Source organism: Mesorhizobium sp. M0001 (assembly GCF_040324255.1).
Lineage (GTDB): Bacteria > Pseudomonadota > Alphaproteobacteria > Rhizobiales > Rhizobiaceae > Mesorhizobium.
The window spans coordinates 216,314-237,489 of record NZ_JAMYVS010000005.1 but is presented as its reverse complement, the minus strand read 5'-3'; the positions used below and the strand labels follow the sequence as shown (position 1 = coordinate 237,489).

16 protein-coding genes, 1 tRNA gene and 1 pseudogene are annotated in these 21,176 nt (G+C 63.0%); 4 read left to right on the top strand and 14 right to left on the bottom strand.

Annotated elements, in window-relative coordinates:
• Nucleotides 1–39: 39 nt before the first annotated feature.
• The 5 genes and pseudogenes from NKK50_RS16705 to NKK50_RS16685 form a co-directional block, all read right to left on the bottom strand.
• Nucleotides 40–1,680: pseudogene (locus NKK50_RS16705) on the bottom strand (ABC transporter substrate-binding protein).
• Between the two features lie 414 nt (nucleotides 1,681–2,094).
• Nucleotides 2,095–3,081 carry an alpha/beta hydrolase gene (locus tag NKK50_RS16700; RefSeq protein WP_031204238.1) on the bottom strand — a complete coding sequence of 329 codons (987 nt, stop codon included), beginning with the start codon at nucleotides 3,079–3,081 and terminating at the stop codon, nucleotides 2,095–2,097.
• A 3-nt stretch (nucleotides 3,082–3,084) separates the two neighbouring features.
• A complete protein-coding gene (locus tag NKK50_RS16695) occupies nucleotides 3,085–3,762 on the bottom strand; it encodes an isochorismatase family protein (protein ID WP_023826099.1) in 678 nt (225 codons plus the stop codon).
• A gap of 340 nt (nucleotides 3,763–4,102) precedes the next feature.
• The gene (locus NKK50_RS16690; protein ID WP_352543661.1) at nucleotides 4,103–5,407 is read right to left on the bottom strand and encodes a M24 family metallopeptidase; all 1,305 of its coding nucleotides are present in this window, start codon (nucleotides 5,405–5,407) and stop codon (nucleotides 4,103–4,105) included.
• Nucleotides 5,408–5,729: 322 nt separating this feature from the next.
• Complete coding sequence (locus NKK50_RS16685; RefSeq protein WP_352543717.1) at nucleotides 5,730–6,626, bottom strand: GlxA family transcriptional regulator; 897 nt, start codon at nucleotides 6,624–6,626, stop codon at nucleotides 5,730–5,732.
• Between the two features lie 183 nt (nucleotides 6,627–6,809).
• On the opposite strand from NKK50_RS16685, the gene msrC reads away from it, so the two are divergent.
• A complete protein-coding gene (msrC, locus tag NKK50_RS16680; protein WP_023824573.1) occupies nucleotides 6,810–7,307 on the top strand; it encodes a free L-methionine (R)-S-oxide reductase MsrC in 498 nt (165 codons plus the stop codon).
• On the opposite strand, the gene NKK50_RS16675 is transcribed toward msrC, so the two are convergent.
• Nucleotides 7,304–8,338: a YeiH family protein gene (locus NKK50_RS16675; RefSeq protein WP_352544737.1), complete on the bottom strand. Its 1,035-nt coding sequence runs from the start codon at nucleotides 8,336–8,338 to the stop codon at nucleotides 7,304–7,306. The genes msrC and NKK50_RS16675 overlap by 4 nt on opposite strands.
• A 394-nt stretch (nucleotides 8,339–8,732) precedes the next feature.
• Between NKK50_RS16675 and NKK50_RS16670 the strand changes: the two genes are divergently transcribed.
• The 3 genes from NKK50_RS16670 to NKK50_RS16660 all read left to right on the top strand — a co-directional run bounded on the left by NKK50_RS16670 (nucleotide 8,733) and on the right by NKK50_RS16660 (nucleotide 11,150).
• Entirely contained in the window at nucleotides 8,733–9,203 is a 471-nt protein-coding gene (locus tag NKK50_RS16670) for a GNAT family N-acetyltransferase (RefSeq protein WP_023742718.1), read from the top strand.
• 13 nt (nucleotides 9,204–9,216) lie between these two features.
• Nucleotides 9,217–9,600: an ACT domain-containing protein gene (locus NKK50_RS16665; protein ID WP_023705798.1), complete on the top strand. Its 384-nt coding sequence runs from the start codon at nucleotides 9,217–9,219 to the stop codon at nucleotides 9,598–9,600.
• A gap of 116 nt (nucleotides 9,601–9,716) precedes the next feature.
• Nucleotides 9,717–11,150 carry an aldehyde dehydrogenase family protein gene (locus NKK50_RS16660; RefSeq protein ID WP_352543659.1) on the top strand — a complete coding sequence of 478 codons (1,434 nt, stop codon included), beginning with the start codon at nucleotides 9,717–9,719 and terminating at the stop codon, nucleotides 11,148–11,150.
• A gap of 63 nt (nucleotides 11,151–11,213) precedes the next feature.
• Here the strand turns inward: NKK50_RS16660 and NKK50_RS16655 are convergent, their stop codons facing one another.
• From NKK50_RS16655 to NKK50_RS16620, 8 genes are all read right to left on the bottom strand, one after another.
• A complete protein-coding gene (locus NKK50_RS16655; protein WP_023700598.1) occupies nucleotides 11,214–12,524 on the bottom strand; it encodes an HlyD family type I secretion periplasmic adaptor subunit in 1,311 nt (436 codons plus the stop codon).
• Nucleotides 12,521–14,257, bottom strand: coding sequence for a type I secretion system permease/ATPase (locus tag NKK50_RS16650; protein WP_023698050.1), 1,737 nt, complete (start codon nucleotides 14,255–14,257; stop codon nucleotides 12,521–12,523). The genes NKK50_RS16655 and NKK50_RS16650 overlap by 4 nt, the downstream gene beginning before the upstream one ends.
• Before the next feature lie 35 nt (nucleotides 14,258–14,292).
• Nucleotides 14,293–14,715 carry a hypothetical protein gene (locus NKK50_RS16645; RefSeq protein WP_352499233.1) on the bottom strand — a complete coding sequence of 141 codons (423 nt, stop codon included), beginning with the start codon at nucleotides 14,713–14,715 and terminating at the stop codon, nucleotides 14,293–14,295.
• A gap of 74 nt (nucleotides 14,716–14,789) precedes the next feature.
• Complete coding sequence (locus NKK50_RS16640) at nucleotides 14,790–18,131, bottom strand: M10 family metallopeptidase C-terminal domain-containing protein (RefSeq protein WP_023834267.1); 3,342 nt, start codon at nucleotides 18,129–18,131, stop codon at nucleotides 14,790–14,792.
• Nucleotides 18,132–18,422: 291 nt separating this feature from the next.
• Nucleotides 18,423–18,866: a hypothetical protein gene (locus NKK50_RS16635; RefSeq protein WP_245274163.1), complete on the bottom strand. Its 444-nt coding sequence runs from the start codon at nucleotides 18,864–18,866 to the stop codon at nucleotides 18,423–18,425.
• A gap of 442 nt (nucleotides 18,867–19,308) precedes the next feature.
• On the bottom strand, nucleotides 19,309–19,935 hold the full coding sequence (locus NKK50_RS16630; RefSeq protein ID WP_031204235.1) for a hypothetical protein: 627 nt from the start codon (nucleotides 19,933–19,935) through the stop codon (nucleotides 19,309–19,311).
• A gap of 9 nt (nucleotides 19,936–19,944) precedes the next feature.
• Nucleotides 19,945–20,018: transfer RNA gene (locus NKK50_RS16625), tRNA-Gln, on the bottom strand.
• A 147-nt stretch (nucleotides 20,019–20,165) separates the two neighbouring features.
• On the bottom strand, nucleotides 20,166–21,113 hold the full coding sequence (locus tag NKK50_RS16620; RefSeq protein WP_023834265.1) for a lysylphosphatidylglycerol synthase domain-containing protein: 948 nt from the start codon (nucleotides 21,111–21,113) through the stop codon (nucleotides 20,166–20,168).
• Between the last annotated feature and the right edge of the window lie 63 nt (nucleotides 21,114–21,176).

Genomic DNA, 21,176 nt, shown 5'->3' with positions numbered 1-21,176 from the left:
TTCTGTCTTATCTACCCCGACCGGGCGACACCAATTGAATCAGCCCTCCAGCCACACCTTCTCGAAGTGCTGCTCCAGCGACTGGTGCTGTTCGCAGCCTTGCACGCCCTTGCGATAGGTGCGGTAGACCGAGCGCCAGTAGGGCTGGATGATGATGCCGGCATCGCGCAGATTCTGTTCGATCTTGGCCATGATCTCCTTGCGCTGGGCGGCGTCCGGCGTTGCCAGCGCCTTGTCGAGAAGCGTGTCGAATTCCTTGTCGGCATAGGCGCTTTCGTTCCAGGCGGCGCCCGATTTGTACGCGAGCGCCAGCACCTGGACGCCGAGCGGGCGGCCCAGCCATTCGGTTGTGGAGAAGGGGTATTTGCTCCAGTCGTTCCAGAAGGTCGCCGCCGGCAACACGGTGCGTTTGATCTTCAGGCCAGCCTCGCGCATCTGCGCGGCGATCGCGTCGCCGGTGCTCTTTTGCCATTCGATGTCGACCGAGATCAGCTCGAATTCGTGGTCGGCCTTGCCGGCTTCAGTGAGCAGTTTCTTGGCCTGATCCATGTCGCGCTTGGCCGGGCCGATATCGGCAAATTCCGGATGCATCGGGCCGACATGGTGGTTGTCGGCCGGCTTGCCGCGGCCGCCGAGGCCGAGCGCCAGCACGGCGGAATTGTCGACGGCAAGCTGGGCGGCGCGGCGCACCTTGACGTCGTCATAGGGTGCGTTGCCGACATTGAAACGGGCAACGATGGTCGATCCGGTGGCGATCTCGGAATTCAGCAAGCCCATCTGCTCGGTCTGCGACACGGCGTCGGACGCGGTTTCGTGGTCGGTGTCGATCTCACCGGATTCGAACGCCGACAGCATGGCGTTGGGGTCCGAGCCGTAATCGACCCATTTGATGCCATCGAGATGGAAGTCGCCTTTCCACCAGGGCTTGTCCTTGCGCTTCACCTCAGCACTTGTCTCGGCATTTCAGCTGACCAGTTCGCAGGGTCCGGTGGTGATCGCCAGCGCCTTCATCGGATCGTCGCCGCCCTCATAGGAGCGGTGCATGATCAAAGCCGGATAGTCGGCCATACCGGCGATCAGGGAAATGTCGGGCTTCGGCAGATTGAGTTTGACGGTGAAGTCGTCGACCTTCTCGATGCCGCCGTCGACCGGTTTCCTGGTGTCGGCATTAATCAGCGCACCCATGCGCGCGGCGACCGAGTTGCCGGCGACGGAAGCATCGCACCAGCGGGTGAGATTGTGGATGACGTCGTCGGCGTTGAAGGTGTCGCCATTCGACCAGGCGATGCCCTTGCGCACATGCAGCGTCAGCGTCCTGGCGTCGTCGCTGGTTTCCCAGCTTTCGAGCAGCCACGGCTCGAAGGTGAAGTCGCGGTTCCAGCGCACCAGATATTCGTTGCAATGGCGCGCCACATTGGACATCTCGACACCGTCGAAGGTGCGCGGATCCTTGAAACCCTTGACGTTCATGGCGACGCGCAAGGTGCCGCCGCGCTTCGGCTCTTCGGCCCGGGCAGGTGACGCGCTGAGGCCGCCCAGCGCCAGCGCGCCGGCAGCACTGACGCCAAAGCCGGCCATGATGGCGAGATATTCGCGCCGGTTGACGCCGCCTTTCCTGAAATCATCGGCAACGGGCTTCGCCTGCGGGTGCAAATTACGGTCGGTCAGCATGAATTTCATCGTCGTTCCCTTTTTTGTTGGGCGCCCCGACGGTCCGCTTCCGCTGGGGGCGGATGCGATCGCCGAGGCGCCGTTGCCTGAGCAGGTGATGATAAAGCGGGCCGACACCGGGAAATGTTCGCTTTTCCGCAATTCTTGTGCACTGCTCCGCAGTGGTAGATGGCCAATCTCCCCCCTTGTGGGGGAGATGTCCGGCAGGACAGAGGGGGGCGCTGTCCCGCCATCCCGTCTGCCGACTGGAGTATCTTCACAGATAATCGTTGCGTTGATTTAGGATACTGAAGGGCCGCGATCCTTCGCGCCCCCCTCTGGCCTGCCGGCTTTCGTCGTTCGGAAAGCCAAGCAATTGGCTTTCCATCCGCTACGCGGACCACTCCTCAACCCCCATGAGGGGGAGATCAGCGCTTCGCCGCCTCAATATGGCCAGTCGTTCTTGCCGAGCACGGCGACGGCGGCGATGGCTGCAAGCGTGCACACGAACGCCTCGCCGGCGCGCTGAAAACTTTTGCGGGCGCGCAGAAAACTGTGCACCAGCCGCGGCTCCTCATACCACCAGGCGCGGCCGCCGGCGGCAACGATGCGGTCGCGATAGGTCTCGCCGTCCGACGACAGCGGATCGCACTGGGCAGTGATGATGACAGTCGGCGGCAGGCCGGAGAAGTCGTTGTCTTTCAGCGGAGAAAAAGTCGGGTCGTCGGGCGACTGTGCCGGGGCAGCGCGAATGGTGCGGTAGAACGCGATGTCGCGCAGCGTCAGCAACGGTGCCTCGGCATGTTCGACATAGGAGCCGGCACTCTCGTCGCCGCCGAGGCCGGGATAGATCAGCACCTGGCCGGCCGCCCGGCGCAGGTGGCGGCGAGACGCGTGCGCGACCGCGGCGGCAAGGTTGCCGCCGGCGCTTTCGCCGACGAGCACGATCGGCAAGTCCGTTGTCACCGCCGCCCATTCGAACACGGTCAGCGCGTCGTCGAAGGCGGCCGGGTGGGGATGTTCCGGCGCCAACCGGTAGTCGGCCGAGACAACGTCGAAACCGGTGCCGGCGCAGATCTCGGCGCAGATGTCGTCATGGCTGTCGAGCCCGCCAAGCACAAAGCCGCCGCCATGATAGTAGACGATGACGGCGCGCACGGGCTTGCCCGCCATCCGATAGTAGCGGATCGGGATGGCGTGCCCTGCATCGGCGGCGATGATGCCGCCGCTGGCCGAAACCCCTTTGGGATAACCCTGATGGAAGGCGCGGCACATCGCATCATAGACCGACCTTTGCTCGGCGATCGGAAGTTCGGCGATTTCTGGCGGGAACCAGTCATTGACCAGGTCGATATACTCCCACAGCGCCGGATCGAGCAGGGTGGCGTATTTCCCCCGCCTGGCGGTCTTGAGCTTGTGGACCGTGCCCATCTCTCAGAGCTCGCCGTAGAGCCGTTCGGCGTTTTCAAACGTGAAGCGCAGCGGTACCGAGCCTTCGACCTGCCATGCATCGATGGTGTCGCCCGCCATCAGCCGGCACGCGTCTATCGTGTTGGTGACGGCGCCGCCATAGAGCCGGTTGGCAAGGTTGAGGATGGCGGTCTGGTGCATGGCGGCACTGCCGCTGCCGCAGGCATCCTTGACCAGAAGCACGCGAAAGCCGGATGCCACCGCGTCCTTCACGGTGGCGTCGATGCAGGCCTCGGTCCAGACGCCGGCGACGATCAGCCATTCGATGCCGCGCGCCTTGAGTTCGGTTGCGCCAGGTCCGGCGCCGAAGGCGCTGGCCTGAGTCTTGACCAGCATCGTCTCGCCGGCCGCGGGCGCCACCTCATGGCAAATCTCCGTCAGCGGATCGGTCTTGTCGGAAAAGGCGGACTTGCCGTCGGCGTCGAGCGGATGGAACGGACGCGCCTTGGCGGTATCGACGATATAGGCCCAGTGATACAGCGGCACGAAGTTGCGCCGCGCCGCCGCCTGCAGGCGCTGGACGTTGGCAAGCACCTCGCCAAAACCTTCGACCAGATAGCGCTTGTCCTGCCGATGCTCTTCCTGGAGGTCGATGAACGCCGCGGCGACCGTGCCGCGTTTGATCGAGATGGGGCTTTTCATGTGGACGGGCCTGGGTTCGCGACCGCCGCCGCCGTTCTTCTCGCAAGGGCAGCGCAAGCGATGAAGATTGGTCGGCGTCCTCCGAACTTCGTCATCCCAGGGCGAAGCAGCCGCGCAGCGGCGTCGCGGAGACCCGAGGATCCATGCCGTGACGCTGGTCGGAGAGTGCGGCGGAGCAGAACTTGCACCGTTGGGGCGCGGATGAGTCCCGGCATGGATCCTAGGGTCTGCGCCGCGTCGCTGCGCTCCTTGCTTCGCCCTAGGATGACGAAGGCATAGCTGCCGCGACTATTCCCGAAGGTTTGCGATACCGCGCTGACGTTAGTGAGGGACGCTGCGATCAAACCTGCTTCTCCAGAAATTCATCCTCGTAGGGAAAGCGCGACAGAAGCTCGGTGCCGGTGTCGGTTATCAGGATTTCGTCCTCTAGCTTGACGCCCTCGCGGCCGCCTTTCTCGCCGATATAGCTTTCCACGCTCACCACCATGCCGGGCACGACAACACCGTCGCGGCCATAGGTCTCATAGTCCATGGCATGCGCGATGAACGGCGTCTCGCCATGCATGCCCACGCCATGCATCACCGAGGTATAGCGCTGGTCGACGAAACGGTCCGGGATTTTCCACGCTCTTTCGGCGATCTCGCGAAACGCCATGCCAGGTTTGACAATCGAAATGTTGTGCTGAACCTGGTCGTGCGCCATGCGGTAGAGCGATTTCTGATAGTCGGTCGGCTTGCCAGGCCCGCAGCGGAAGGTGCGCGAAAAATCGGAATAATAGCCATAGCAGCCGATCGTGTCGGTATCGAGCGCCAGAAGCTCGCCCGGCCGGATCTTGCGGCCGCTGGCCTCGTTGAACCACGGATTGGTGCGCTGTCCCGAGGTGAGCAACCGCGTCTCGATAAACTCGCCGCCCTGGCGGATCACCTCGCCATACATGATGGCGAACAGCTCGTTTTCGGAGACGCCGGGCTTGATCGCCTCGCGCACGGCATAAACAGCGGCTTCCGCGCCAGCCATCGATACCTGCAGGCATTTGACTTCCTCGGGTGTTTTCACCGCGCGCACCGCCAGGATTTCTCCCTGACAATCCCTGACGTCGCAGCCGCGCTTTTCCAGCGCCAGCGCCTGCAAATGGCTGCAGCGGTCGAGCCCGAGCTTCATCGAGCCGCCGCCATGTTTCTTCAAAAGCTCGGCGATCTCGTCGGCGAAGGGGCCCGCGGTTTCGTCGTCGCGGCCCGACACCGAAGACCATACCAGCTTGGACGGGCGCGCCTCGTCGATCGTGTCGAGCACCATCGAGACATGGTAGCTCTGCGGGTATTCGAACAGAACGATCGGCCCGTCGGTCGGGATGAAGAAATACCGCGTCGAGTTGCGCAGGAAATAGCCGAACATGTTGCGCGAGCCGGTGGCATAGCGCTGGTTGTAGGGGTCGAACAAAACGACGCCCCCATGGCCCGCCTCGCGCATCCAGCCGCGCAGTTTCGCCAGCCGCCCTTTGCGCAAGGCGTCGGCATCGATGAAGGACGGCTCGGTGTCCGACAGCCACATGCCGCCGGCGGAGTCAGCCGCGACCGGGTGGCGCATGCGGTCCTTGAAATCCACATCCTCGGTGCTGTCGGGGTCGAAAACGACGATGCTCATGGTGCGCCTCCTGAAGGGCTAGACCATAGCCATGCGCCGAAAAATGTCTGTGCGAGAATCCGCAGATGTCGTGCGAAATGCCGCAAGAAGGGCATGGATACAAAGGGCAATGTTGCGATCCTTCGCGCCCCCTCTGTCCTGCCGGACATCTCCCCCACAAGGAGGGAGATTAGCAGCTTTCGCGTCCCGCTCGCCCTGCAACGTTGGTGATTGGCGAAAGCCGAGGCGACATCTGATCTCCCCCCGTGTGGGGGAGATGTCCGGCAGGACAGAGGGGGGCGCTGTCCCGCCAGCATCTCACCGCGTTAGCGCGCAGCGCCCTCTAATGCCGCCGCATCGCCTTCGGCGCGTGGCCATGCTCTTCGCGAAAAGCCCTGGCAAAACTCGACATCGACGCGAAGCCGCAGGCCAGCGCCACGTCTCGCACCATCAGCGTCGAATGGGCCAACAGGTCGGCGGCGCGCCGCAGCCGGAGCCGCCGGTAATATGCATTGGGCGAAATGCTGAGCTGGGCGCGGAAATTGCGCTCCAACTTGTCGGAGGAGACACCGAGCCTTGCCGCCAGCTCCGTCATGCCGAGCCGCTCTTCCACCGCATCCTCCATGATGGCGATGGCCGACAGCACCAGTTCGTTCTGGACGCCGGTGCGCAGCCTGAGCGGCATCAGCTTGCGGTCGACGCTCGAACGCAAGGGGCTGTGCACGAACCATTCGGCAACGCCCGCCGCGAGCTCGCCGCCATAATCGTTGGTGATGATCTCCAGCATCATGTCGAGGCTGCCGACGCCACCGGCCGAGGTGAAGCGCTTGCGGTCGATGACGTAGAGATCTCGCCGGAGCTCGATATCCGGGAAGGCCTCGGTGAATGCCGCCTGGCTGGTCCAGTGCAAGGTGCAGGCATGGCCGTCGAGCAGGCCGGCCCTGGCGAGGAAGAAGGCGGCGTCGGCCACTGCGCCTATGTGAGCGCCGGCGCGCAGGCTCTTGCGCATCCAGGCAACCGCATCGTCGGCGACGACAAGGTCGGCATTGCCGCCCGAGCAGACGACGATCCGGTCGACCTTCGGTGCGCTGGAGGCTGCGAATCCCGGTTGTATGACAACCCCATTGGATGCCTCGACCGTGCCCTGGTCGGCGCCGACGATCACCCAGCGGTAACAATCGCGTTTGGCCAGCACGTTGGCGGCGCGCAATGGCTCGATCACCGAACTGAACGCCATCATCGGAAAGCCGGGAAAGACCAGCACGGCGAAGGTGAGGGGACCTTCGCTCGCTGCGGGTTGCGCCCGGTCGTGTGTTTGGCTGGCACGGTCGGTATTCACAATTGTGTATTTCCCGGGAGCGTCATTGGTGGCAGACAGGAAATGTAGCGGGCTTTTTGGCCCGCCGGCAATGGAGACGACGCCATGTTTGCGGCCCAGAGCATCGACAGCACCAACAAGCCAGCCTTCTACCGCGAACTGGCCACCCAGTTGAAGGCGCTGCTGGAAGGCGAGAGCGACTCCGTCGCCAACGCCGCCAACACATCGGCGCTGATCTTCCAGATGGTGCCCGATCTCAACTGGGCCGGCTTCTATTTCCTGGCGTCCGACGAGGAGCTGGTGCTTGGACCGTTCCAGGGCAAGCCGGCCTGCGTGCGCATCGCCGTCGGCAAGGGCGTGTGCGGCACCGCGATCGATCTCGAAATGTCGATGCTGGTCAAGGATGTGCACGAGTTTGCCGGCCACATCGCCTGCGACGCCGACTCGCGCTCGGAACTCGTCGTGCTGCTGAGGGACAGTGACGGCGTCTTCGGCCTGATCGACCTCGACAGCCCGACGCCCAGCCGCTTCGACAAGGACGACCAGGCCGGCATCGAGGCGCTTGCCGCGATCTATGTCGCGGCGAGTTCGTTCGAGGACTAAGCGAACTTCACCAGCATCAGACTGAAGCCGCCGATGAACAGGAAGGCGCAGAAGGCGAGCGCCAGCGGGCGAAGGCCGCGCGAGCGCAGTTGCGAAATGTTGGCCTGCAGACCCATGGCGGCGAGCCCCATGGTCAGCATGATGGTGGTGGCGAACGCCATGGCCGACTTCACTTCGGCCGGCACGGCAACCAGGCTGTTCAGCGCCACGACGGCGATGAAAGCGGCGACGAACCACGGCATCGGCGGCCGCGCACCGGATTGGTCGCTTGGGCGATCGCCATTGCTCTTGCGGCGCGCCATCAGGCCGAGCGCGACGACCATCGGCGCCAGCATGGCGACGCGGGTCAGCTTGGCGACGGTGGCAATCTCGCCGGACTGGGCGCCGTTCTGGAAGCCGGCGCCGATGACCTGCGCCACCTCATGGATCGAGGCGCCGGCCCACAGGCCGAATGCGTGCTGGTCGAGACCGAGCACCGGCGCCAGCAGCGGCAAACCGAGCATGGAGACGGTGCCGAACAGCGTAATCGAGGCGACGGCGTAGGTGACGTCCTCGTCGCGCGCATCGGTGACGATGTTGGTGGCGACAATGGCCGAAGCGCCGCAGATCGAAGTGCCGGCGGCAATCAGTTGCGCCAGCTTGGCGTCGACGCCGATCAGCCGGCCAAGCGTAATGGTGAAGACGAAGGTCGCTCCAAGGGTCAGCGCCACGATGCCGACGCCGCCGTCGCCGATGGAGACGACCTGGCCGAGCGTCAGCTGAAAGCCGAGCAGCACGATGGCAAAGCGCAGCAGGCGCTTCTGCGAGAAGGCAATGCCGGCCTTGGCGTGGGCGGGCGTGCCGAGCACGTTGGAATAGATCATGCCGGCGACGACGGCGAGGATCATCGGGCTGAACAGCGCGAAGCCGGAGACATTATGGGCCGAGAAGGCCACCCCCGTGATCATCGCCACCAGCACGATCCCGGGGATGACGCCATTCCACACGGAATCGAGCCGCTTCCGGCCCACGGGCAGGTCGGCGGAAATCATGCTGATCGGAATATCGTTCGCTAGTTGGGCGGCGGCAGACAATGCAATTCTCCAGGCAAGTACCTCAGGAGAATGTCATTCCAGAATCGATCTTTCCAACGAATTGTTCTTATTGAAATGATCGATCTTTGCGAACGGTCGGCAATGCCTTCAATCTTGCCTGTGCCATGCAAACATGATGACTGGCTCGGTTATGCAGCTTGACGCTCTGCGTCTTGCACTCCAGCGTGGCGTCATGTCCATTTTCTCGCTCGCCATCGCCCAGCGACGTCGCCTCTGCACAGTGCGGAGCGGCAAGGCGCGACGACAAAGACCGGCACACTAAGTCGGTTCGTTCGTTCCAGCCCCGCCCGCGACGTCTGCCGGCGGGGTTTTCATGTCTGGAGCCTTTGCCATGTCCAATTCTTCCATCCTGTTTCGGCCGGCCCAACCGGCGGACGCTGCCGCCATCAGGGACATTGTGCGTGCCGCCTATGCCAAATGGGTGCCTCTGATCGGCCGCGAGCCGCTGCCGATGCGCGCCGACTATGACAAGGCGGTCGCCGAACATCCGTTCGATCTCGCCATCGAAAATGGCCGCATCGTCGGCATGATCGAGACCATCCCGGCCGACGATCATCTCTGGATCGAGAATGTCTGCGTCGCGCCACAGGCGCAGGGCAGGGGCATCGGCCGGCTGTTGCTGGAACGGGCGGAGCAGAAGGCGCTGGAGGCCAGCTGCTTCGAGCTGCGCCTGCTGACCAACGGCGCCTTCATGGCCAATGTGTTGTTGTACAAACGGCATGGCTATACGATCGACCGGGAGGAGCCGTTCATGAACGGCATGACGGTCTATATGAGCAAGAAACTGGGTGATGGCCGATAACAGGGAGGATCGGATGGCAGTCAGGGTCCGGTTGAAGCCGCTCACGGGGCGGTATGCGGTTTCGCGCCTCGAAGCAAAAGACAGCATTCCCGGCTGGGCGGACGGGCCGGGCTTCGTCAGCATCACCAGGACAGAGGACGAGCTTTCGGTCGTCTGCCTGCAGGATCGGGTGCCGGACGGGGTGAAGCATGACAGGGACTGGGTCGCCCTGAAACTCCAAGGTCCCTTTGCCTTCGACGAAACCGGCATCGTCCTGTCGGTGATAAAGCCATTGTCGGAAAGCGAACTCGGCATTTTTCTGGTATCCACCTTCGATGGTGACCATCTGCTCGTCAAAGCCAAGGATGAAGCCGCGGCAAGGGGGCTTCTGGTCGCGGCGGGGCACACGCTTCTGTAGCCGTAGGCTCAATCGCCCGCCCTTGCGTTTGACATCGCTCTTGCCCCATCGTTATCCCCGATACGACGATCTGGCGATCGCCCCCATCAATTCAGAAATCCCCCGAGGAGAAGCCCGTGTCACACAATCTGCAGTTCTATATCGACGGCGTGTGGGTCGATCCTGTCGTGCCCAGCACACTCGACGTCATCGACCCGTCAAACGAAGATGCTTTCGCGCAGATTTCGCTCGGCTCAAAGGCCGATGTCGACAAGGCGGTTGCGGCCGCCAAGCGCGCCTTCGAGACATTCGGCTTCACTTCGGTCGAGGAGCGCCTCGATATCCTCAACCGCATAATCGAGGTCTACAAGAAGCGCAGCGCCGATCTGGCGCTGGCCGTATCGCGCGAGATGGGCGCGCCGCGCCAGATGGCACTCGACAGCCAGGTCGGCATCGGCCTGGCACATCTGCGGAAGATTGCCGAGGTGCTGAAGTCGTTCGAATTCCGCCACGTCAAGGGCTCGTCGCTGATCGTCAAGGAGCCGATCGGGGTCGTCGGCCTGATCACGCCGTGGAACTGGCCGCTGAACCAGATCACCTGCAAGGTCGGTCCTGCGCTCGCCGCCGGCTGCACCATGGTGCTGAAGCCCTCGGAAATCGCGCCGCTCGACGCCATCATCTTTGCCGAAATCATCGACGAGGCCGGCGTTCCCAAGGGCGTCTTCAACCTCGTCAATGGCGTCGGCCCGGGCGTCGGCCAGGCGCTGTCCAGCCATCCCGATGTCGACATGATGTCGTTCACCGGTTCGACTCGCGCCGGCATCCTGGTCGCCAAGGCGGCCGCCGACACGGTCAAGCGCGTGCATCAGGAGCTTGGCGGCAAGTCGGCCAACATCCTGTTTCCCGATGTCGATCTTGAAAAGGCCGTCAGCAAGGGCGTCGCCGGCTGCTTCAGCAACTCGGGCCAGTCCTGCAACGCGCCGACCCGCATGTTCGTGCCGCGCGACCGCCACGACGAGGCGACCGGCTACGCCAAGACGGCGGCCGAAAAATTGACCGTCGGCCCGGCCGATGCGGCCGGTACCAAGCTCGGCCCGGTGGTCAGCCAGATCCAGTTCGACAAGATCCAGGACCTGATCCAGGCCGGCATAGATGAAGGCGCGACGCTCGTTGCCGGTGGCCCCGGCCGTCCGGCCGAACTCAACCGCGGCTACTATGTCCGCCCGACCGTGTTCGGCGATGTCACGCCCGACATGCGCATCGCACGCGAGGAAATCTTCGGACCGGTGCTGGCGATCATGCCTTACGACACAGTGGAAGAGGCGATCGGCACCGCCAACGACACCGTCTATGGCCTGGCCTCCTACATTCAGGCCAAGGACATTCAGAAGGCCCGCGAAGTCGCCGCCCGCATGCGCACCGGCAACGTCTACATCAACTATCCCCAATGGGACGCCGGCCTGCCCTTCGGCGGCTACAAGCAATCCGGCAACGGTCGCGAATACGCCGAATACGGCCTCGAGGATTTCCTCGAGATCAAGGGCATCGCCGGCTACGAGGCGGCGGAGTAGGGGCTACCCCTTGGGGACCGGCAACCAGCCGGTCCCGAGGCTTCAGCTCTCAAACGTGCGGCTTCACTCTTCCCGGAAAGCTTTCTGGATCTGATCCGACAGCGGCTTCACCAGATAGGAAAGCATCGTCCGGTCGCCCGTCGGGAAGAACACCTCGGCCGGCATGCCCGGCGCCAGCGCCAGCCCGCGCAGCTTGGCGACCTCCGTTTTCGGCAGCGTCACCCGCGCCACATAGAAGGCTGCTCCGGTGCGCTCTTCGACGGTGAGATCGGCCGAGATCCGCGACAGCGTCCCGGTCAGCTCCGGCGTGGTTTGCCGATTGAACGCCGACAGGCGCAAAATCGCATTCTGGCCCATCGTCACCTGGTCGATATCCTGCGGTGCGATATGCGCTTCAACGGTCAGGTCGTCCGTCACCGGTACGATCTGCATCACCTGTTCGCCGGGGGTGATGACCCCGCCGATCGTATGCACCGCCAACTGCAGCACCACGCCATCCTGCGGGCTGCGCAGATCGATGCGCTTCAACTGGTCCTCGGCCGCTACCTTGCGTTCGACGAACTCGGAGATCTTTCCCTGGGTATCGCGTAAATCGGTCGCGACCTCGCTGCGAAGATCCTGGTCGATCTGGATGATCTGCAGTTCGATCTCGGACGCCTTGCCTTTCACCTGGGCAATTCCCGCGGTCAACTGGCCATGCTCGCCTTCGAGCCGCACCGCGTCCCGTTCCAGCGACGTCATGCGGTCGATTCCTATCAGCTTGCGATGCCAGAGCGACCGCACACCTTCCAGCTCGATCTGGATCAGCTCGATCTCGCGGCGTTTCGCCTGCAGCTGCTCGGTCAGGCCGGCACTCTCCTGCTTCAACTGCGCGATCCGTTCGCGCAATTGCGATCGCTGGCCAGACCGCGCCTGGTGCCGGAAATCGAACAGCGATTGTTCTCCGGCCATCGATGCGGCGACACCGGCTTCGTCGCGCCGCGATGTCAAAACGTCCGGAAAGCTGATCGTGTCCTTGCCGTCACGCTCCGCCTCCAGGCGCGCCAACCGTGCATAAAACTCATCCAGACCTTTTGAGACGATCGCCAGATTGGCGCGTGTTGTCGTTTCATCCAGCCGCACCAGAATATCGCCCGCCTTGACCCGGTCGCCTTCACGCACCCTGATCTCGCCGACCACGCCGCCCGTCGGATGCTGAACCTTCTTTACATTGGAATCGACCACCAGCCGGCCAGCTGCGATCACCGCACCCGACATCTTGGTCACCGCCGCCAGACCGCCAACACCTCCGACAAGCAGCAGACAGGTAGCAACGCCAGCCACGAGATAGCGGCGGACCTGCCGATGATGCAAAGCGCTTCTGTCCTCGCTCATGCAGGAACGCCTCTTTCCGTGGCGGCAACGACCTTGAGCGGTGCCGCCGATCGGAAGACCTTGTTCAGCACCTCGTCCTTCGGACCGAAGGCCTGCACATGGCCATTGGCCATCACCAGCACGGTGTCGACATTGGCCAGCACACTGGATCGGTGCGCAACGACGATAACGATGCCGCCGCGGTCCCTGATGCCCTGGATGGCGGCGGACAAGGCCACTTCACCCTCCGAGTCGAGATTGGAATTCGGCTCGTCCAGGATGACCAGGAAGGGATCGCCATAAAGAGAGCGGGCAAGGGCGACACGCTGGCGTTGCCCCGCCGACAGCGAGGCGCCGGCTTCGCCAACCTTTGTGTCGTAACCGTCGGCCAGATGCACGACGAGATCATGCACGCCGGCGGCCTTGGCTGCCGCAAGCACCATATCGGACGACGCATCCGGGTCGAAGCGGGCGATGTTCTGCGCAATCGTGCCGTCGAACAACTGCACATCCTGCGGCAGATAGCCGATATGTTTACCCAGCTCGTCGGCCGGCCACTGGTCAAGCGTCGCGCCGTCCAGCCGCACGGCGCCGCGCGCCGGAAGCCAGACACCTGCAAGCGTACGCACCAGCGATGATTTGCCGGAAGCACTCGGGCCGATGACCCCCAGGCCTGCTCCCCTGGCCAGTGAAAAACTTGCATCCCACACCACCGGCGTGCGTTCGCCCGGCGGGGCGACACTGACATTCTCGACCGCCAGCGCGCTGACAGGCGCGGGCAGGGTCACGCCGGTTGCGCCTTCCGGCAGCGCGGACAGAAGCTGCTTCAGGCGTGCCCAGCTTTGCCGCGCTGAAATGAAGCCCTTCCAATGCGCTATCGCCAGTTCGATCGGAGCCAGCGCCCTGCCCATCATGATCGAGCTTGCGATCATGATGCCGCCGGTCGCCTCTTGCTGGATGACCAGATAAGCGCCGATCGCCAGCATTGCCGATTGCAGCATCAACCGCAGGATCTTGGAAATCGTGCCAAGCGTTCCCGCGACATCGCTGGCCGCCGCATGGGCGTTCAGGTACTCGGCATTGACGGCAGACCACCGCTCGGCGATACGCCCGCCAAAACCCATGGCCTGCATGGCTTCGGCATTGCGCCTTGTCGCCTCGGCCAACGTGCTGCGAACGGCCGCGTGCTGTCCGGCGATCCTTGTCGGGCCGCGGGTCCGGAATTCGGCCAGAAGCGTCAGTGCAAACAGGACAACGGCGCCGGCAAGCGCGGTAACGCCGATCCAGAAATGAAAAATGAAACAGATGCCGATATAGAGCGGCATCCATGGCAGGTCGAACAAAGCGGTCGGTCCGGCACTGCCGATAAAGGAGCGGACCTGATCGAGATCCCGTAGGGGTTGCAGCCCGTCGCCGGAAGGCTTGGCGCGCAGCGGCAGGCGCATCAGCGCCGAATAGACCGACGGGCTCAGCTTTGCGTCCAACCCCTGTCCCAGCCGCACCATGAGGCGAGAGCGGATCAGCTCCAGCACTCCCTGAAACACGAACAATGTTCCCGCAAGCACCGCCAGGCCGACCAGCGTCGGCACGCTGCGACCCGGAACGACGCGGTCATAGACTTGCAACATGAAGAACGAGCCGGTCAGGGTCAGCACGTTGACGACCCCGCTCATCAGGACGATGCCCGAAAACGCACGTCGAAAGGACGCCAGGATTCCGACCAGCGTAAGCGGCGTCGATGGCGTCAGCTGCATGCAGGCTCGCAATCAGGATATGGCATCTCGTCCCTTCAATAGATAACTGCCTTGAGTGTGACATGGACGGGCAAGCCGGCCTGGAACTGCGCGCTGCCCCGCGCCACCAGCCAGCCGTCCGCACGCTCCAGGCGCGCAACGACCTGCAGCGTTGGTGAAGCGGTCGAGCTTGCGGGCAGGGGCAAGGAAAATTCTATGGTCTTTGAGCCGCCCTCGCTCTTGAGGCTGGTTTTGGCGGCGCGGCGTCGCCCACTGTCCTGAATGGCGGGATCCTCAAGATAGATATCAAGATGACCTTCCGGGATAGCCTTGCCGCCCACAAAGGTGACGGCGCCGCGAATATCTGTTGCGCGAATATCTGGCGCGCGAATATCTGGCGATTGCGCTGCCGCTGCCCCGGTGGCCGCGGCGACTGCCGCAACTCCGGCGGCCATTAACACTGTGCGGCGGTCGGTCATCGCGTCCTCTCCCTTTTCACTGCGCTGGGGTATGCGGGAGGGGAGCCTGACGGCACCCCTCCCCCGGCAACGCGTTAGATGACAATGAAGTCTGCAGCCGAAAGATCCAGATTTGTGTTCAGGTGTGCAAACTGAACGGCTGCTCCCTGTCCGGAACCATCGGCGTCGTAAGACAATATTCCACTGTCGGTGTCGTAGATGATGCGGTCGTCGGCATCATGAGCAGCACCGGCTGCGCTCTTGTAGAATGAGCCCAAAGCGAGGGCGCCGTCGCCGCCAACGCTGGCAAAGATGAGGTTGTCCAGCAGGATCGTATCGTCGGCGACCTTGAAGTCCTTGATCCAGTCGATATTGCCGTTCCCGAGTTCTGTCGAGAAGCGGAAATAGTCGTCGCCGGCGCCGCCGGTCAGCGTATCGGCAGCCAGCCCGCCATCCAAAAGGTCGCTGCCGCCGCCGCCGTTGAGCGTATCGGCGCCCGCAACGCCCGGCTGAGCTGGTGCCGGCGGGAATTCGACCGACACGTTCAGCTTGTAAGTCGAGCCCTCCGGCACGGATTCGACCCAGCCATCGCCAGGAGCCGAGTCCGACCATTCGCCCTCCACAATATAGTAGGTTCCGGTTTCCTGAACGATGAAGCTGGTGCTCGAATCGCGGCCGTTGTTGGAGCCGGGGTCGTTGCCGCCATCGTCGTTCTGGGCGACGATATTGCCATCGCTGTCCAGCACCCTGACGATGCTGTCATGGACATTGGGGTCGGCAATGCCATCGATGTCGATGGTGATGATCGTGCCGGCCGCCAGGTTGATGCTGTAATATCCGCCCAAGCCGTTTCCGGTGGCATTGACGGTGGTGTGAAGGGTGGTCGTCGAATCGAAGATGTCGGGGTCGGCGGTCAGCGAGAAGTTGTTCGAGATGTCGAAGGCGGTCGAGACCGAATTGTTGGTCGCGTCCGGTCCGAGCGTGGCGTAGCCGGTGCCCATGCCCGGGCGTGGCGGAGCATCGCCCTGATAGGCGAAATCGCCGAGCAGGGTGTCATCGCCGCCGCCGCCGTCGATCTTGTCGGCGCCGCCCTGGCCGGTCAGCACATTGGCCGCGCCATCGCCGGTCAGGTGATCGTTGAAGCCCGAGCCAGCCAGATTTTCGATCGAGATATAGGTGTCGCCGCCGGATTTGCCGCCACCCAGTTTGAGGTTTTGCCCGCTGGCCGCGTCGGCGTAGTCCGCCGTGTCGCTGCCGGCGCCGCCATTCAATATATCGGCGCCGCCACCGCCGGTCAGCGTGTCGTTGCCGGCGCCGCCGGAAAGTTTGTTGGCCTGGGCGTTGCCGATGAGATGGTCGTCAAAGAACGACCCGACGGCGTTTTCGAAGCCGACCAGGATGTCGTGCCGGATAACGGTGCCGCGCCCGACGATCTGCACCGGGCCATCGCCGTCGCCGCCATTGGCCGTGCCATTGGCGAGGTCGATCGTCACGCCGGCGGAACTGCCTTCGTAGACGACCGTATCAATGCCGGCGCCGCCATCCAGATAGTCCTGGCCGGCGCCGCCGATGATCGTGTCGTTGCCGGCTTCACCGTACAGGATGTCGCCGTCATTGCCGCCATCCAGTATGTCGTTGCCGCCGCCGCCGTTGAAATAGTCGCCGCCGCCCCGGCCCCAGAAATGATTTGCCGCCGACGTACCGATGAAACGGTCGATGCGGTCATCGGAGCCGATCAGGTTTTCGATGCTGTAGAAGGTGTCGCCGGTGGCGGTGCCGCCATTGGCAACGTTCGTCTCGAGGTTGACGAGCAGTTGGAAGGGGCTCTCCTTGCTGAAGTCTACCGTGTCGACGCCGGCGCCGCCCCTGAATATATCGACGCCATCCTGGCCGCTCAGCGTATCGTCGCCGTCGCCGCCGTCGAGGATGTCGTTGCCTTGGCCGCCGAGGATCGTATCGTTGCCGCGGCCGCCATAGAGCGTGTCATTGCCGTCGTCGCTCTCGGTCTGGTCTGGAAGGTCGGCGACATCGATGGTGTTGTTGATGTCGCGGCTGGCGAGCGAGTCGCGGCCGCCGATGATGAGGTCATCGCCGCCCTGGCCGAAGATCGTGTCGTCGCCGGCGCCGCCGTCGAGCGTATTGTTGCCATTGTCGCCGAAGATGACGCTGGTCATCGTGTTGTCGCCGATGGTCGGTGCGGTTTCGGTGCCGCCGTCTCCAGGCTGGAGTGTCGACTCGTCGGCGTAGATGATGTGTTCGACGTTGGCGATTTTCCGGATATTCAAGTTCCGGTTCAGCAGAACGACCGTGTCATTCCCGCCATTCGCTTCCTCGCGCACGATGTCGTCGAGGGAATCGACGAAGTAGGTGTCGTCGCCGCCATTGCCGGCCATGCGGTCGCCGCCGCCGCGGCCATCCAGCACGTTGGCTCCGTCATTGCCAATCAGGACGTCGTCATAGCTGCTGCCGATGCCGTTCTCGATGTAATAGTCGGTGCCATCGGCGTTGTGCCCGGCAAAGATCGACACATTGTTGCTGTGGCCGTTGACGCTGGAGAACTGTCCGGCGCGCAGATCGAGGATCGTGCCGGCCGTCGAGCCGGAGAAGTCGATCGTGTCGGTTCCGCCGGTGTCATGGATGACAAAACCGATATCGTGCTGCATGCCCGAGGAGGTCAGCCGGTAGCCGTCCACGGCACTGCCGAAGCCGTAGACGTTGTCGCCCATGTTGAGATCGATATGCTGATAGGTGCGCACGCCGTTCTCGTCGACGGTGGAGAAAAAGCGGCGGATGACAGCCTCGATGTCGGCCATCATCGGCGTTGACGCCGACCAGCGGCTGGTTTCACCGACATCGATCCCGTCGAAATAGGACATGACGCTGTATTGCTGACGGTCGTAGGTCCAGGTCGCATTGTTCAGATAATTGATCTGTACGCCGCCTGGGCCGCTGTAATTGTAGAGCCCGGGGTGGTTCAGCCCGAACTCATGACCGAATTCATGGATGAAGGAATCGAAGACATAGCCGCCAATATCCGTCTTGTTGACCTCGGTGTCGTGGAAACGCTGGCCGATGCTGACATAGCGGTCGTTGGAATAGGCGCTGCCGTCGTCCTCTTCGCCCAGTTCGGGGCTGACAACCTGCATCCAGTCCGTTGCGCTGTTGTATGGTGCATTGTCGACGATTTCGAACTTCAACGGGGTGACACTGGCCCACATCTGCAAGGCGCCGATCGCGGCGGCCTTGTATTCGGGATGGTCATTGAGCTCGGAGACATTTATCCTCAGCGTTCCCGCCGCGATCGCCGGCGTTATCGACCGGTCCAGCGCTCCAAGGTAGGTGAGGAAGGCCCCGTAATCTTCGCTTTTGCCGTACGGGTTGTCCGGCGTCTGGTCGTTGACCCACCATTGATCGCTGGTTTGGCTTGAGTTCGGCATCCTTGGGACTCCTTGGTCTCGCAGCCGTGGCAATTACGGCTGTACGGTTTAGCAGTTGCCAACCACCGACAAGCATCGTTTGCGTTTGCCGGTCGAGCCCCGTCCCAGTGCCAACAATGCTATTGGAATCTTCACTTGTCTAGCCTCAGTTCGCGCTCGGTACATATGAAGGTTCTTGGGCGCGCTTGTACCGGCGGGTTTTGAGATACTGGTTTGGTGTTAATTGAGCTATCGCTAATCTATGGTCGTACCTCGCCCGTAGGCACGAGGGGCTGAATGCGCAAGCGTGCTTCAGGAACCCGTCCGGCGCGCGAAATGTTCATATGTCACGCGCCAGGGGTCGCTCTCCGCTCGTCTCTCCTCACCGATCCAGTGAAAGCTGCCGGCGGTGATCTCGGTGAACCGCCACCGAGCCTGCAGGCCGCGCGAGTCGGCGCCCATCTGGACGATGTCCTTGCCTTCGGCCCGCCCGATCTGGCGCGAGTAATCCTGGTTGAGCGGATCGCTCCAGATGATGTGCCAGCCACCCATCCCGGGATCGAAGACGCGCAAGGTCGTGCCATACATGGTGGACGGGGCAGGGCGCCTGGGCCTGATCCAGATGTCCTGAATGGCGCGGCCTTCGAGCACCCAGCCAAAGTGACACTCGCCATCCCATTTCTGAATTGTGCCGTCGTTGCGGTGGTGGAGCGTCTCCAAGTCCCAACTGCCGATCAACCATCCATACAGGTCCATGTCTTTCGCCCGGTCGGCTGGCGGACCTTCGGATGAAACGTCGCCATGATTGTCTCCAGGCAAGCCGCGCCGAAACGCTGGGCGTTCCAACCCTTGCACCGTTGCGGGTTCCTGGTCTTGGGAAAAATTGCGGTAATGCTGCTGTGAAGGCAGCCGGCCTTCCGCGTTCGCGCCATACCAAATCTATGCGTGAATGCTAATGTAGCGTCGGCGGGTACCCCAATGCCCGCCTGGCCGGCGCCTCCTCAGGCAATCTCTTGATGAGCGGCGCCGGCCGCTGGCTTCGGCGGCAAACTCCTGCCGGAGGATATCAGGCTTGGCACGCGGTTATTGCAGGGCAGTTTTGGCAGGCTTCCGATCTCGGTCTGTATCCCCAGAACGTCCGCTGCCCAATCGCAGTTCCGGAGAAGCATCGCTCGATTTCATGATCATTGGAACCCAATCAATTCTCGGGTGGCGCTTCATCTTCCCAGCCGGCCAGCTCCGGCAGGTCGTCAAGCCAGCTTTTCTCTGTGATCGAGGCTTCGCCGGCCTGCGGCACAGCCTCAGTCGCGTTTTGAATGAGCCAGTCCATCCACTTGCGATAGGCAGGCGGGGCCAATTCCGGCGGAAGCACCTTGGCCTTGGCCAGCATGCGTTTGCGGAAACTGAGTTGCCGGCGCAGTTTCGTCGTCGTGAATTTTATCGCCTTGCCCTGATATTCCACCGTCCAGCGCCCATCGCCGTGGCTGGTCAGCCTGTCGATGGCAAAACCGGCATCGACCGGCCTGTCGCGCCAGGGAAGCTCGATGGCATTCCGCCTGAGATCGAGTGCCCATCGCCGGTAATCGGCCCCGGCACGCTGCGGCGGCAGAACGCCAGCCTGTTCGAGGATTTTCCTGCGAAAGGTAGGCTGCTTCTTGATCTGGCCGGTTGTCAGCTCGATGCGATGCCCACGGAACTCGACATGCCAGCGGATTCTCCCGTTGCCGACATATTTTGCCAGCCTGTCGATGGCGAACTCGTCGTCGGACAACTCCACGCATCCCTGGCGGATGCGTTCGAGGATGTACTGGCTGTCAGTGGGCATGACGTGCCTTGGCTGGGGAACCTGGATTCGAACCAGGACTAACGGAGTCAGAGTCCGTGGGTCTACCGTTAACCTATTCCCCAGCAGGCGCTGTCGCGCTGGTGGGCCGCCGAAGCAGCCGCGCGTGCCTTGTAGCCGCCGCCGGAAAATAGTCAAGCCTAAGCTGCGTTTCAATCACAGCGTTTCATAGGGGCAATTACGCCCGGGTGGCGCGCCGCACCCAATCATCCTCAGCTCTCCGTCCGGCTGTATTGCGAATGCTCGAAGAACAGCACCACGCCGAGCGCGATCAGCAGCGGGATGATCAGGTAGAACAGGCGAAACACCAAAAGTGCCGCCAGCACGCCGACCGGGTCCATCTGCGACAGGCCGGCGAGGAACACGACCTCGAACACGCCAAGCCCGCCGGGCGCATGCGAGATCTGCGCAACCGAGAACGACACCAGGAACACGCCGAGGATAACGAAATAGCCGGGATTGCCGGCCACGGGCAGGGCAAAGAAGATGATCGCGGCTGCCGCCAGCAGCTCGATCGGGCCGATCAGCAATTGCCGTGCCACGATCGGCAGCGCCGGGTAATGCAACTGGAAACCGGCGATCTTGAGCGGCTTCAGATGCAGCCAGCTGCCGAAGATATAGGCGCCGACCAGAATGAGCAAAGCGATGCCGGCGGCGATCGCCAGCCCATGGTGGGGCGCGCCGGAGAAGCGGCCGATGATCTGCGGCTCGAACACCAGCACCAGGCCGCCGACCAGCAGGCTGGAGAGCACGAAAGTGATCCAGCAGATCGCCACCAATATGCCGACATCCTGGCCGGTGAGCCCCCTGGTGCCATAAGCGCGGTAGCGGATCACCGCGCCCGAAAGCACCGAGCCGCCAATGTTGTGCGACAGCGCATAGGTGGTGAAGGAGCAGAAGGTGACGAACAGCCACGACACCTTCTTGCCGATATGTAGAAGGGCAATGTGGTCGTAGCCGGCAAGCGAGGCGTAGGCGACCACCGAGCTCAGCGCCGCCAGCACCCAGCCGCGCGTCGGGATGGCTGATATGCCGTCCCAGACATCGTCGATCGAGATGCCGCGCAACTCATGCCACAGCAACAACAGCGACCCGATGACCGCCGCGACACCGATGACCGGCCACAGATAGCGCTTCCAATTCGTGCCCCCCCAATTCATGGAGTTGTCGTCATGTGTTGCTGCCCATCGCCCAGGCGGGCGTTAAAACGTCCGCGATTCACC